Annotated in this window: 23 protein-coding genes; all 23 read right to left on the bottom strand. The window is 45.5% G+C overall.

Annotated features, from left to right (window positions below; translation table 11 throughout):
- Positions 1–6 precede the first annotated feature (6 nt).
- Positions 7–183 (bottom strand): 50S ribosomal protein L30, encoded by a 177-nt coding sequence (gene rpmD, locus D5I41_RS09370; RefSeq protein WP_017029085.1) that lies wholly within the window; start codon positions 181–183, stop codon positions 7–9.
- A gap of 5 nt (positions 184–188) precedes the next feature.
- Complete coding sequence (gene rpsE, locus D5I41_RS09365; protein WP_017029086.1) at positions 189–689, bottom strand: 30S ribosomal protein S5; 501 nt, start codon at positions 687–689, stop codon at positions 189–191.
- 14 nt (positions 690–703) lie between these two features.
- The gene (gene rplR / locus D5I41_RS09360; protein WP_017029087.1) at positions 704–1057 is read right to left on the bottom strand and encodes a 50S ribosomal protein L18; all 354 of its coding nucleotides are present in this window, start codon (positions 1055–1057) and stop codon (positions 704–706) included.
- 9 nt (positions 1058–1066) lie between these two features.
- Positions 1067–1600 (bottom strand): 50S ribosomal protein L6, encoded by a 534-nt coding sequence (gene rplF, locus D5I41_RS09355; protein ID WP_017029088.1) that lies wholly within the window; start codon positions 1598–1600, stop codon positions 1067–1069.
- Positions 1601–1610: 10 nt separating this feature from the next.
- Positions 1611–2003 (bottom strand): 30S ribosomal protein S8, encoded by a 393-nt coding sequence (gene rpsH / locus D5I41_RS09350; RefSeq protein WP_017029089.1) that lies wholly within the window; start codon positions 2001–2003, stop codon positions 1611–1613.
- Between the two features lie 29 nt (positions 2004–2032).
- Positions 2033–2338 (bottom strand): 30S ribosomal protein S14, encoded by a 306-nt coding sequence (gene rpsN, locus D5I41_RS09345; protein ID WP_017029090.1) that lies wholly within the window; start codon positions 2336–2338, stop codon positions 2033–2035.
- A gap of 17 nt (positions 2339–2355) precedes the next feature.
- Positions 2356–2895, bottom strand: coding sequence for a 50S ribosomal protein L5 (rplE, locus tag D5I41_RS09340; RefSeq protein ID WP_017029091.1), 540 nt, complete (start codon positions 2893–2895; stop codon positions 2356–2358).
- A 24-nt stretch (positions 2896–2919) separates the two neighbouring features.
- On the bottom strand, positions 2920–3237 hold the full coding sequence (gene rplX, locus D5I41_RS09335; protein ID WP_017029092.1) for a 50S ribosomal protein L24: 318 nt from the start codon (positions 3235–3237) through the stop codon (positions 2920–2922).
- Positions 3238–3248: 11 nt separating this feature from the next.
- Positions 3249–3620 carry a 50S ribosomal protein L14 gene (rplN, locus tag D5I41_RS09330; RefSeq protein WP_017029093.1) on the bottom strand — a complete coding sequence of 124 codons (372 nt, stop codon included), beginning with the start codon at positions 3618–3620 and terminating at the stop codon, positions 3249–3251.
- Between the two features lie 164 nt (positions 3621–3784).
- Positions 3785–4039 carry a 30S ribosomal protein S17 gene (gene rpsQ / locus D5I41_RS09325; RefSeq protein ID WP_017242791.1) on the bottom strand — a complete coding sequence of 85 codons (255 nt, stop codon included), beginning with the start codon at positions 4037–4039 and terminating at the stop codon, positions 3785–3787.
- On the bottom strand, positions 4039–4230 hold the full coding sequence (gene rpmC, locus D5I41_RS09320; RefSeq protein ID WP_017029095.1) for a 50S ribosomal protein L29: 192 nt from the start codon (positions 4228–4230) through the stop codon (positions 4039–4041). Before rpmC ends, rpsQ begins: the two co-directional genes overlap by 1 nt.
- On the bottom strand, positions 4230–4640 hold the full coding sequence (gene rplP / locus D5I41_RS09315) for a 50S ribosomal protein L16 (protein WP_017029096.1): 411 nt from the start codon (positions 4638–4640) through the stop codon (positions 4230–4232). Before rplP ends, rpmC begins: the two co-directional genes overlap by 1 nt.
- Before the next feature lie 11 nt (positions 4641–4651).
- Positions 4652–5350 (bottom strand): 30S ribosomal protein S3, encoded by a 699-nt coding sequence (rpsC, locus tag D5I41_RS09310; protein ID WP_017029097.1) that lies wholly within the window; start codon positions 5348–5350, stop codon positions 4652–4654.
- A 16-nt stretch (positions 5351–5366) separates the two neighbouring features.
- Positions 5367–5699, bottom strand: a complete 333-nt coding sequence (gene rplV, locus D5I41_RS09305) for a 50S ribosomal protein L22 (RefSeq protein WP_119009567.1) — start codon at positions 5697–5699, stop codon at positions 5367–5369.
- A 10-nt stretch (positions 5700–5709) separates the two neighbouring features.
- On the bottom strand, positions 5710–5988 hold the full coding sequence (rpsS, locus tag D5I41_RS09300; protein ID WP_017029099.1) for a 30S ribosomal protein S19: 279 nt from the start codon (positions 5986–5988) through the stop codon (positions 5710–5712).
- A 19-nt stretch (positions 5989–6007) separates the two neighbouring features.
- Entirely contained in the window at positions 6008–6832 is an 825-nt protein-coding gene (gene rplB / locus D5I41_RS09295; RefSeq protein WP_119009566.1) for a 50S ribosomal protein L2, read from the bottom strand.
- Positions 6833–6847: 15 nt separating this feature from the next.
- Positions 6848–7150, bottom strand: a complete 303-nt coding sequence (rplW, locus tag D5I41_RS09290) for a 50S ribosomal protein L23 (RefSeq protein ID WP_017029101.1) — start codon at positions 7148–7150, stop codon at positions 6848–6850.
- Complete coding sequence (rplD, locus tag D5I41_RS09285; RefSeq protein ID WP_119009565.1) at positions 7147–7749, bottom strand: 50S ribosomal protein L4; 603 nt, start codon at positions 7747–7749, stop codon at positions 7147–7149. The genes rplW and rplD overlap by 4 nt, the downstream gene beginning before the upstream one ends.
- Before the next feature lie 16 nt (positions 7750–7765).
- Positions 7766–8395, bottom strand: a complete 630-nt coding sequence (gene rplC / locus D5I41_RS09280; RefSeq protein WP_017242792.1) for a 50S ribosomal protein L3 — start codon at positions 8393–8395, stop codon at positions 7766–7768.
- A gap of 13 nt (positions 8396–8408) precedes the next feature.
- Positions 8409–8720 (bottom strand): 30S ribosomal protein S10, encoded by a 312-nt coding sequence (rpsJ, locus tag D5I41_RS09275; RefSeq protein ID WP_004736761.1) that lies wholly within the window; start codon positions 8718–8720, stop codon positions 8409–8411.
- A 477-nt stretch (positions 8721–9197) separates the two neighbouring features.
- Positions 9198–10382 carry an elongation factor Tu gene (gene tuf / locus D5I41_RS09270; RefSeq protein WP_119009564.1) on the bottom strand — a complete coding sequence of 395 codons (1185 nt, stop codon included), beginning with the start codon at positions 10380–10382 and terminating at the stop codon, positions 9198–9200.
- A gap of 149 nt (positions 10383–10531) precedes the next feature.
- Positions 10532–12625 carry an elongation factor G gene (gene fusA / locus D5I41_RS09265; protein ID WP_119009563.1) on the bottom strand — a complete coding sequence of 698 codons (2094 nt, stop codon included), beginning with the start codon at positions 12623–12625 and terminating at the stop codon, positions 10532–10534.
- Positions 12626–12761: 136 nt separating this feature from the next.
- Positions 12762–13232: a 30S ribosomal protein S7 gene (gene rpsG / locus D5I41_RS09260; RefSeq protein ID WP_017029464.1), complete on the bottom strand. Its 471-nt coding sequence runs from the start codon at positions 13230–13232 to the stop codon at positions 12762–12764.
- Between the last annotated feature and the right edge of the window lie 31 nt (positions 13233–13263).

Raw genomic sequence — 13263 nt, 5'->3', positions numbered from 1 at the left:
TTCTGATTACTCCTCAACTTTAACCATGTAGTAAACCTTGTTGATCATGCCGCGTACTGCAGGCGTGTCTTCAAGTTCTACTGTGTGGTTGATGCGACGAAGGCCAAGACCACGTAAGCACAGTTTGTGCTTAGGTAGACGACCAATTGAGCTTTTAGTTTGAGTTACTTTAATAGTTGCCATGGTGCTTACTCCGAAATATTTTCAACAGTTAGACCACGTTTAGCAGCTATCATCTCTGGAGATTTCATGCCGCTCAAACCATCAATAGTCGCGCGAACTACGTTGATAGGGTTCGTTGAACCGTACGCTTTCGCTAGTACGTTGTGAACACCTACAACTTCAAGTACTGCACGCATCGCACCGCCGGCGATGATACCAGTACCTTCCGCAGCTGGCTGCATGTAAACTTTAGAGCCAGTATGACGACCTTTCACCGCGTGGTGAAGAGTACCCTCATTAAGCGCGATAGTAACCATGTTACGACGTGCTTTTTCCATTGCTTTTTGAATCGCTGCAGGTACTTCACGAGCTTTGCCGTAACCGAAACCTACGCGACCGTTACCGTCACCAACTACTGTTAGTGCAGTGAAACTAAAGATTCGACCACCTTTAACCGTCTTAGCAACGCGGTTAACGGCGATTAGTTTTTCTGCCAAATCTGAAGCTTGTTGTTGTTCTTTAGCCATCGATCAACCCTACCTTAGAATTTCAGACCAGCTTCGCGAGCAGAATCTGCTAGCGCCGCTACTCGACCGTGGTATTGAAAACCAGAACGATCGAAAGCAACATTTGAAATGCCTTTTTCGATAGCGCGCTCAGCAATAGCTTTACCTACAGCTTTAGCAGCGTCAACGTTACCAGTGCTCTTAACTTGCTCACGGATCGCTTTTTCTACAGTAGAAGCCGCTGCGATAACCTCAGAGCCGTTTGGTGCAATAACCTGTGCATACACATGACGAGGAGTACGGTGTACTACTAGACGGTTCACACGAAGTTCAGCAATCTTACGACGTGCACGTGTAGCACGACGGATGCGAGATGCTTTCTTATCCATAGTGTTACCTTACTTCTTCTTAGCTTCTTTGGTACGCACATATTCATCTGCGTAACGAACACCTTTACCTTTATAAGGCTCAGGCTCACGGTAAGAACGAATGTCAGCCGCAACCTGACCAACTAGTTGCTTATCAGCACCAGTTAGTACGATTTCAGTTTGGCTAGGACATTCAGCTTTAATACCCGCTGGCACAGCGTGCTCAACTGGGTGAGAGAAACCTAGAGTTAGGTTTACAGCGTTGCCTTTAATAGCAGCACGGTAACCAACACCCTTAAGAATCAGTTTCTTTGTAAAGCCTTCAGTAACACCAACAACCATGTTGTTTACAAGTGCACGAGCAGTACCAGCTTGTGCCCAAGCACCAGCTACACCTTCACGTGGACCGAAAGTTAGGTTGTTATCTTCCTGAGAAACTACTACTGCGTTGTTGAAAACGCGAGAAAGTTCACCCTTAGGGCCTTTCACAGTAACTTCTTGACCGTTAATCTTCACCTCTACTCCAGCTGGAATAGCGACAGGTGCTTTAGCAACACGAGACATATTCTACTCCTTAAGCTACGTAGCAGATGATCTCACCACCAAGACCCGCTTTACGAGCGGCGCGGTCAGACATAAGACCTTTGGAAGTGGACACTACAGCAATACCCAAACCACCCATCACTGAAGGAAGGCTGTCTTTATTCTTATAGACACGCAGACCTGGACGAGAAACACGTTGGATTTGCTCGATTACTGGTTTTGCTTGGAAGTACTTAAGAGTAACTTCTAGCTCTGGTTTTGCTCCGCTTTCTACAGCGAAGTCTGTGATGTAACCTTCGTTTTTCAGCAAAGTAGCAATTGCAACTTTAAGCTTTGAAGAAGGCATTTTTACAGCAACTTTGTTTGCTGCCTGACCGTTACGAATGCGGGTCAGCATATCCGAAATCGGATCTTGCATGCTCATACGTTATACTCCAAATGATTAAGTGGCACTTACCAGCTAGCCTTACGAAGACCCGGAATCTCGCCTTTCATGCAAGCTTCACGAACCTTAATACGGCTAAGACCGAACTTACGTAGGTAACCGTGTGGACGACCAGTTTGGTTGCAACGGTTACGCTGACGTGATGCACTTGAATCACGTGGAAGAGATTGCAGCTTAAGTACTGCGTCCCAACGCTCTTCTTCAGATGCGTTAACATCACTGATAGTGATTTTTAGCGCACGACGCTTTTCAGCGAATTTTGCTACTAGCTTTGCACGTTTTGTTTCACGTGCCTTCATAGATTGTTTAGCCATAACAGTAACCCTTCACCTTACTTACGGAATGGGAAGTTAAAGGCAGCCAGCAGAGCTCGGCCTTCCTCATCGGTGTTCGAAGAAGTCGTGATAGTAATATCAAGACCACGAACGCGATCAACTTTATCAAAGTCGATTTCCGGGAAGATGATTTGCTCGCGAACGCCCATGCTGTAGTTACCGCGTCCGTCAAAAGACTTAGCGCTAACACCACGGAAGTCACGTACACGTGGTAGAGCGATGTTAATCAAACGCTCAAGGAAATCCCACATACGTTCGCCACGCAAGGTTACTTTACAACCGATTGGGTAGCCTTCACGGATTTTAAAGCCTGCAACAGATTTACGCGCTTTAGTGATAAGTGGCTTTTGACCAGAGATCGTTGCCATATCAGATGCTGCGTTTTCTAGAAGCTTCTTATCATTGATTGCTTCACCCACACCCATGTTAAGGGTGATCTTTTCGATTCTAGGGACTTGCATGACGCTTGTGTAGCTGAACTCTTTGGTCAGTTCAGCGACTACAGACGACTTGTAGTAATCATGCAGTTTCGCCATAGTTCACTCCAAATTACTCTATTCTTAGTTAGAAACGATTTCGTTGTTAGACTTGAAGAAACGAACTTTCTTGCCATCTTCGAAACGGAAACCGATACGGTCTGCTTTACCAGTAGCTGCGTTGTAGATTGCAATGTTTGAAGCATCAATTGCTGCTTCTTGCTCTACGATACCACCTTGAACACCCATTGCCGGTACAGGCTTCTGGTGTTTCTTAACAAGGTTGATACCTTCAACGATAACTTTACCGGTTGCTAGAACCTTAGTTACTTTACCTTTCTTGCCTTTATCTTTACCAGCAAGAACGATTACTTCGTCGTTACGACGGATTTTAGCTGCCATTTAAGTGCTCCTTATAGTACTTCTGGAGCCAGTGAAACAATCTTCATGAATTTCGCATTACGAAGTTCACGAGTCACTGGGCCAAAGATACGAGTGCCGACTGGTTGCTCAGTAGTGTCGTTCAACAATACACAAGCATTACGGTCGAAGCGAATGACAGAACCGTCTGGACGACGAACGCCTTTACGGGTGCGAACTACTACCGCCTTCAGAACATCACCTTTTTTTACTTTACCGCGAGGAATTGCTTCCTTCACAGTAACTTTGATGACGTCTCCGATATGTGCATAACGACGGTGTGAGCCACCCAGAACCTTAATACACATTACCTTGCGCGCGCCAGAGTTATCTGCAGCGTCAAGTGTACTTTGCATTTGGATCATTGTTAGTGCTCCGCTAAATATTAAAAACTAGACCCTCTCGGGTCGGGCTGCCTCTTTAAAGGGACGCGAATTGTACCACCCTTTTTCGCAATTGGGTAGACAAAAAATAAGCGGCTTCCAAAAAAACCTGGAAGCCGCTTTAAGTTGTTAAAAATTAACGAAAATTAGATTTTCGCTTTTTCTACAACTTTCACCAAAGTCCAAGACTTAGTCTTAGACAGTGGACGACATTCTTGAACTTCAACAGTATCGCCTAGGCCACACTCGTTGTTTTCATCATGTGCGTGAATCTTAGTCGTGCGCTTTACGAACTTGCCGTAAATTGGGTGTTTAACCATGCGCTCGATAGCAACAACAATAGACTTATCGCCTTTGTCACTAACAACACGACCAAGTGAAGTACGGGTTTTGTCGCTCATTATGCGTCTGCCTTCTCAGTCAATACGGTTTTAACACGTGCGATATCACGGCGTACAGCTTTAAGAGTATGTGTCTGCTGTAGTTGACCAGTTGCAGCTTGCATGCGCAAGTTGAACTGTTCACGTAGCAAATTTAATAGCTCAGCGTTAAGCTCTTCAACGCTTTTTTCACGTAGCTCTTGTGCTTTCATTACATCACCTGCTTCGTTACAAATGTTGTTTTGATAGGCAGTTTACGTGCCGCTAGGCGGAACGCTTCACGTGCCAACTCTTCAGGTACGCCATTCATTTCGTACATAACCTTGCCAGGTTGGATTTGAGCAACCCAGTACTCTACGTTACCTTTACCTTTACCTTGACGAACTTCAAGAGGTTTTTCAGTAATCGGTTTGTCTGGGAAGATACGAATCCAGATTTGACCTTGACGTTTAACATGACGTGTCATTGCACGACGCGCCGCTTCGATTTGACGAGCAGTAATACGTCCACGACCAACAGCTTTAAGACCGAATTCGCCGAAGCTTACTTCAGTACCTTTAGCTAGGCCACGGTTACGACCTGTCTGAACCTTACGGAACTTAGTACGTTTAGGTTGTAGCATCTGTCGACTCCTTACTTACGGCCTTTACGCTGCTTCTTAGGCTTGTCAGCCTTTGGCTCTACTGCATTTGCAGCTGGCATTCCGCCTAGGATTTCACCTTTGAAGATCCAGACTTTAATGCCGATCACACCGTATTGGGTGTGAGCCGAAGAAGTTGCGTAATCGATGTCAGCACGTAGGGTATGTAGTGGCACACGGCCTTCACGGTACCATTCAGTACGCGCGATTTCAGCACCGCCAAGACGGCCGCTTACTTCTACTTTGATACCCTTGGCACCTAGACGCATTGCGTTTTGAACTGCGCGCTTCATAGCACGACGGAACATAACACGACGCTCTAGCTGAGAAGCGATGCTATCAGCTACTAGTTGACCATCAAGCTCAGGCTTACGTACTTCAGCGATGTTAATCTGCGCTGGTACACCTGCGATTTTAGCTACAGCTGCGCGTAGCTTCTCAACGTCTTCGCCTTTCTTACCGATCACAACGCCTGGACGAGCAGTGTGAATAGTCACACGAATGCTCTTAGCAGGACGCTCGATAACGATACGTGAAAGAGACGCTTTTGAAAGTTCCTTAGTAAGGAACTGACGTACCTTGAAGTCGCCGTCTAGGTTGTCAGCGAAATCTTTGGTGTTAGCAAACCATGTAGCATTCCAAGGCTTAACGATGCCAAGACGAATACCATTAGGATGTACTTTCTGACCCATTGCTTATCTCCTAGTCTTAAACGTCTGCAACAACAACAGTGATGTGGCAAGAACGCTTCAAGATACGGTCGGCACGGCCTTTAGCACGAGGCATAATACGCTTCATGATAGGACCTTCATCTACGAAGATTTTAGCGACATTTAAATCGTCGATATCTGCACCTTCGTTATGCTCAGCATTCGCGATAGCTGATTCAAGAACTTTCTTAACTAGTTCAGCAGCTTTTTTGTTGCTGAAAGTTAGGATTTCTAGTGCTTGATCAACGTTCTTGCCACGGATTTGATCCGCTACAAGGCGCGCTTTCTGTGGAGAAATACGAGCAAAGTTATGTTTAGCTAAAGCTTCCATCATCTACTCCTTATTTCTTCTTAGCTTTCTTATCTGCAGCATGGCCGCGATAAGTACGAGTTGGTGCGAATTCGCCCAGTTTGTGACCGATCATTTCTTCGGTAACGAATACTGGTACGTGCTGACGACCATTATGGACAGCGATAGTCAAACCAATCATTGTTGGGATGATCATTGAACGGCGAGACCAAGTTTTAATTGGTTTTTTGTCGCTATTCTCTACCGCTTTCTCTACCTTCTTCAGCAAGTGCAGGTCAATAAAAGGACCTTTCTTGAGAGAACGTGGCATGGCGATTCCTCTTTATAGATTACTTGTTACGACGACGTACGATGTACTTGTCAGTGCGCTTGTTCTTACGAGTCTTAAAGCCTTTAGTAGGCTGACCCCAAGGTGATACTGGATGACGGCCACCAGATGTACGACCTTCACCACCACCGTGTGGGTGATCTACCGGGTTCATTACTACACCACGTACGGTTGGACGTACGCCGCGCCAGCGTGAAGCACCAGCTTTACCTAGTTCACGTAGCATGTGCTCAGAGTTACCAACTTCACCGATCGTTGCACGACCTTCAGAAAGAACTTTGCGCATCTCGCCAGAACGTAGGCGTACAGTTACATATGCACCATCGCGAGCGATGATTTGTGCGTATGCACCTGCAGAACGAGCAATTTGTGCACCTTTACCAGGCTTAAGCTCAACACAGTGAACAGTTGAACCAACTGGGATGTTACGCATCGGCAGGGTGTTACCTGCTTTGATTGGCGCATCAACACCAGACTGGACTGTATCACCAGCTGAAATACCTTTAGGTGCGATAATGTAGCGGCGCTCACCGTCTGCGTACAGAACTAGAGCAATGTTTGCGCTACGGTTTGGATCGTATTCTAGACGCTCAACTTTCGCTGGAATGCCATCTTTAGTACGTTTAAAGTCAACTAGACGGTAGTGATGTTTGTGACCACCACCGATGTGACGTACTGTGATACGACCGTTGTTGTTACGACCACCGTTCTTAGAGTTTTTCTCTAGAAGTGGTGCGTATGGCTTACCCTTGTGCAGGTCAGTGTTAACAACTTTAACTACGTGACGACGACCAGGGGAAGTCGGCTTACATTTAACAATAGCCATTCTTAACTACTCCTGTTATTCCGCGCCGCCAACGAAGTCAAGATCTTGACCTTCTTTCAAGGTAACGTAAGCTTTTTTCACGTCTGAACGACGGCCTTCACGCATACCTTGACGTTTGGTCTTACCCTTAAGAACAAGAGTATTTACAGACTTAACTTCAACTTCAAATAGCTTTTCTACAGCTGCTTTGATCTCTTTCTTAGTTGCATCTTTTGCTACTTTGAAAACGATAGTGTTCGCTTTCTCTGCAGCCATAGTTGCTTTTTCAGAGATATGTGGAGCACGTAGAACTTTTAGTAGACGCTCTTCAGTGATCATGCCAGCATCTCCTCAACTTGCTTAACTGCGTCAGCAGTTATTAGAACCTTGTCAAACGCGATTAGACTTACTGGATCAATGCCAGCAACGTCACGTGCGTCAACTTTGTATAGGTTACGAGCAGCTAAGAATAGATTTTCATCTACTTCGCCAGTTACGATCAGAACATCGTTAAGCTCAAGTTCATTAAGCTTAGCTAGCAGCTCTTTAGTTTTTGGTGCTTCTACTGAGAAGTTGTCTACAACAACTAGGCGTTCTTGACGAACAAGCTCAGAAAGAATGCTTTTCATAGCACCGCGATACATTTTTTTGTTTACTTTTTGGCTGTGATCCTGAGGTTTCGCAGCAAAAGTAACACCACCTGATCGCCAGATTGGGCTACGAATTGTACCAGCACGTGCACGGCCAGTACCTTTTTGACGCCATGGCTTAGCGCCACCGCCAGATACTTCAGAACGAGTCTTTTGAGCACGAGTACCTTGACGAGCACCTGCTGCATAAGCAACAACTACTTGGTGTACAAGAGCTTCGTTGAAGTCACGTCCGAAAGTAGTCTCGGAAACAGTTAGTGCATCAGCACCTTTAACCATCAATTCCATTACTTACTCCTAGACGTTATGCTTTAACAGCTGGTTTTACGATAACGTTGCCGCCGATTGAACCCGGTACTGCACCTTTAATAAGAAGCAGATTGCGTTCAGCGTCAACACGTACGATCTCTAGGTTTTGAGTCGTTACACGCTCAGCACCCATGTGACCAGCCATTTTCTTGCCTTTAAATACGCGACCTGGAGTTTGGCATTGGCCAATTGAACCCGGTGCACGGTGAGACAAGGAGTTACCGTGAGTCATATCTTGAGTAGAGAAGTTCCAACGCTTGATAGCGCCTTGGAAGCCTTTACCTTTAGATGTACCAGTAACGTCTACTTTTTTAACTTCGTTGAAAAGTTCTACATTTAGCTCAGCGCCAATTTCAAACTCTTCACCGTTTTCCAAACGGAATTCCCAAAGACCGCGACCTGCTTCAACGCCAGCTTTAGCAAAGTGACCTGCTTCAGCTTTGTTTACGCGGCTAGCTTTCTTAGCACCAGCTGTAATCTGGATTGCAGAGTAACCATCAGTATCAAGAGTACGAACTTGTGATACACGGTTATTTTCTACTTCCACTACAGTTACTGGGATAGAAACGCCTTCTTCGGTAAATACGCGGGTCATACCCACTTTACGTCCGACTAGACCAATCATTATTCTAACTCCCTTAACCTAGGCTGATTTGAACATCAACACCAGCAGCAAGATCTAGACGCATAAGTGCATCTACAGTCTTGTCAGTTGGTTCAACGATGTCGATCAAACGCTTGTGTGTACGAATTTCGTACTGGTCACGTGCGTCTTTGTTAACGTGTGGGGAAGTTAGAACAGTGAAACGCTCTTTACGAGTAGGTAGTGGAATAGGACCACGAACCTGTGCGCCAGTACGTTTTGCTGTTTCAACGATTTCCGCAGTTGAAGCATCGATTAGTTTATAATCGAAAGCTTTAAGGCGGATACGAATACGTTGGTTCTGCATGAGACAGAGCTCCAATTAATAATTAAATACACAAACAATATCGCCACTCACGCTTAAAAAGATAAGGGAATGCCGATTGATTTATGTGAAACCGTAGCCTCCAAAATCAGGAAGCATTGTCAGTTAATTTTCGATTAACTTGTAGCTTAACGCTATTTATTAATTGTATTAACCGCGAACATAAGCTGAGTATACGTTACCTAGGAAAAACCTAGCCCCTCAGTGCTCATTGGTTCACAAACCGACCTAAGTCAGTGGGAGGCATTATACAGATCGCAGAAGGGTATGCAAGGGGTGTGTGAAAAATAATCGGAGGATCAGCTACAAGCTGGTAGCTTCAAGCCTTTAGGGGGGATATCAACCTTGCAGCTAACGGCTAAAAGCTCGCTGCTATTAAATACAAAAAGGGAAGCCGAAGCTTCCCTTTTCAAATGCGGTTTCTTCCGAGGAAGAGTATCGCAAGATTTTAACTAAATATTAGTCAAAGATCTTAGCAACAACACCAGCACCTACAGTACGGCCACCTTCGCGGATTGCGAAACGTAGACCTTCGTCCATTGCGATTGGAGCGATTAGCTCAACAGTCATTTGAACGTTGTCACCTGGCATTACCATCTCTACGCCTTCAGGTAGAGTGATGTCGCCTGTTACGTCAGTTGTACGGAAGTAGAACTGTGGACGGTAACCCTTGAAGAAAGGAGTGTGACGGCCGCCTTCGTCTTTAGAAAGTACGTATACTTCAGACTCAAACTTAGTGTGTGGGTTGATAGAACCTTTAGCAGCAAGTACTTGGCCACGTTCAACGTCATCACGCTTAGTACCACGTAGAAGTGCACCAACGTTCTCACCTGCACGACCTTCGTCAAGCAGCTTACGGAACATTTCAACACCAGTACAAGTAGTAAGAGTAGTTTCTTTGATACCAACGATTTCTACTTCGTCACCTACGCGTAGGATACCGCGCTCGATACGACCAGTTACAACAGTACCACGACCTTGAATTGAGAATACATCTTCAATAGGAAGTAGGAACGGTTGGTCAACAGCACGCTCTGGAAGTGGAATGTAAGAATCTAGTGCTTCTGCAAGCTCAACAATCTTGTCTTCCCACTCTTTCTCGCCGTTTAGAGCGCCAAGAGCAGAACCTTGGATTACTGGTAGATCATCACCTGGGTAATCGTACTCAGAAAGAAGTTCACGAACTTCCATTTCTACTAGCTCAAGTAGTTCTTCGTCATCAACCATGTCACATTTGTTCATGAATACGATGATGTAAGGGATACCAACCTGACGACCAAGTAGGATGTGCTCACGAGTTTGAGGCATAGGGCCATCAGTCGCAGCAACAACTAGGATACCGCCGTCCATTTGAGCAGCACCAGTGATCATGTTTTTAACATAATCGGCGTGTCCAGGACAGTCTACGTGTGCGTAGTGACGATCAGGAGTATCGTACTCAACGTGAGAAGTAGCGATTGTGATACCGCGCTCACGCTCTTCAGGAGCATTATCGATAGATGCGAAATCTTTAGCTTCACCACCGTATACTTTTGAAAGAGTAGTACAGATAGCTGCAGTTAGAGTTGTTTTACCGTGGTCAACGTGGCCGATAGTACCAACGTTTACGTGCGGTTTCGTACGTTCAAATTTTTCTTTAGACACGATCGTGTTCCTTCCTAGTTATGATTCGCCGCGACCAGACATAGTCGAGGCGCGCCAGAATTTGCTATTTTAAGCATCAAACGCCTTTAGCGCAATATTTAGGCGTGCTGATCTGAAAATTTCATCAGGTCTATACAACGCCTAAACTATTAACCACGCTCGGCAATAATAGCATCAGCCACATTCTTCGGCACTTCAGCGTACTCACTAAACTCCATAGAGTAAGAAGCACGGCCTTGTGTCGCCGAACGCAAGTCAGTTGAATAACCAAACATGACAGACAGTGGAACCTGCGCACGGACTACTTTGAGTCCTGCAGTACCATCTTCCATGCCTTCAATAATGCCGCGGCGACGGTTTAGGTCACCCACTACACTACCCATCCAGTCTTCTGGAGTAGTTACTTCAACTTTCATCATTGGTTCAAGGAGAACTGGTTGTGCCTTAAGAGCACCATCCCTGAACGCCATTGAGGCAGCGATTCTAAACGCTATCTCACTTGAGTCAACATCGTGGTAAGAACCATCGAACAAAGTCGCTTTGACATCCTGCATAGGATAGCCAGCAAGCACACCATTGATCATTTGTTCTTCGATACCTTTCGATACCGAATTGATGTATTCACTTGGAACCACACCATCCACAATATCGTTTTCAAAAACAAAACCTTCGCCGGGTTCAGACGGCTCAAGTTTAAGCCATACGTGACCGTATTGGTTACGCTCACCTTGGCGAATAAATTTACCTTCAATCTCAGTTGTACCACGAATCGCTTCACGGTAAGCCACTTGAGGGTTACCTACATTACAGCCAACATTGAATTCACGCTTCATACGGTCGACGATGATATCAAGGTGAAGTTCACCCATACCAGAGATCAGTGTCTGACCTGTTTCTTCGTCCATTTCCACGTGGAAAGAAGGGTCTTCCGCAGCAAGTTTCTCTAAAGCAATGGCCATCTTATCTTGGTCTGCTTGAGATCTTGGCTCAACCACAATCTGAATAACTGGATCTGGGAACTCCATGCGCTCTAGAATCACTTTGTGGTTCATATCGCACAAGGTATCACCTGTGGTTACGTCTTTAAGACCGATTACAGCAGCGATATCGCCTGCTCGTACTTCTTTTACTTCTTCACGCTTGTTCGAGTGCATTTGCATAATACGACCAAGACGTTCTTTTTTCTGTTTTACTGAGTTGTAGACCGTATCTGCGGTTTTGACAACACCAGAGTAGACACGCACAAAACTCAACGTACCTACAAACGGGTCTGTCGCAATCTTAAATGCTAGTGCTGAAAACGGTTCTTTGTCGTCGGCATGACGCTCAACTTCTTTTTCGTTCTCGTCTACGCCTTGAATCGCAGGAACATCGACTGGAGATGGTAGGAAGTCAACAACAGCATCAAGTACAGCTTGAACACCCTTGTTTTTGAAAGCACTTCCGCACGTTGCCAATACGATTTCATTGTTAAGGGTACGAATGCGTAGACCTTGCTTGATCTCAGCTTCGCTTAGTTCACCCTCTTCAAGGTACTTGTCCATTAACTCTTCATTGGCTTCAGCTGCTGCCTCAACCAAGTTAGTGCGCCACTCTTCAGCACTTTCAAGCATGTCAGCCGGGACTTCTTCATAAGAGAAAGACATCCCTTGATCAGCTTCATTCCAGCTGATGCGCTTCATCTTGATAAGGTCAACAACGCCAGCAAACTCTTCTTCCGTACCTACGTTTAGTTGGATTGGAATTGGAGTAGCGCCAAGACGCTCTTCAATTTGATCGACAACACGTAAGAAATCTGCACCCGTGCGATCCATTTTGTTAACGAACACTAGACGAGGAACACCGTATTTATCAGCTTGACGCCAAACGGTTTCAGATTGAGGCTCAACACCAGACGCGCCACAGAATACCACTACTGCGCCATCAAGTACGCGCAATGAGCGCTCTACTTCGATAGTGAAGTCAACGTGTCCTGGGGTATCAATGATGTTGATGCGATGATCTGGGAATTGAGCTTCCATACCGCGCCAAAAGGTGGTGGTAGCCGCAGATGTGATAGTAATACCACGCTCTTGCTCTTGCTCCATCCAGTCCATGATTGCTGCGCCGTCATGAACCTCACCAATTTTATGGGAGAGACCGGTATAGAATAGAATACGCTCACTTGTGGTTGTTTTACCTGCATCTACGTGAGCCACGATACCGATATTACGGTAGTGCTCAATAGGAGTTTTACGAGCCACGATTGTATCCTCTTATTAGGGACTATTAATATTTTAAAAAGAACTTTAAAAATATGAATAGACCCTATTTTTCCTTTCTGAAAAATAGAGAAATGCAGCGAGCAAAGCTCGCTGCACTAAAGGTATTACCGAGGGATTACCAGCGGTAGTGTGCGAACGCTTTGTTAGCGTCAGCCATGCGGTGAACGTCTTCACGTTTCTTAACCGCAGTACCTTTGTTCTCAGACGCGTCTAGCATTTCAGCAGCTAGGCGTTGAGCCATAGATTTTTCACCACGCTTACGCGCAGCTTCAACCAACCAACGCATAGCAAGAGCGTTACGGCGAACCGGACGAACTTCTACAGGTACTTGGTAAGTTGAACCACCTACACGGCGAGATTTAACTTCTACCGCTGGGCGAACATTTTCAAGAGCTTCTTCAAATACAGCTAAGTGGTCTTTACCAGACTTCTCAGCCATAGTTTCTAGTGCAGTGTAAACAATTTTCTCTGCAGTAGATTTCTTTCCGTCAACCATAAGGATGTTAACGAATTTTGCCAGCAGTTCAGATTTGAACTTAGGATCTGGAAGGATCTTACGCTGACCAATAACGCGACGACGTGGCATAGGAATTCTCCGTTGTCTTCTTCAGGTTATC

Source organism: Vibrio superstes (assembly GCF_003569005.1).
Taxonomy (GTDB): domain Bacteria; phylum Pseudomonadota; class Gammaproteobacteria; order Enterobacterales; family Vibrionaceae; genus Vibrio; species Vibrio superstes.
This window is presented reverse-complemented; position numbering and strand designations above follow the sequence as displayed.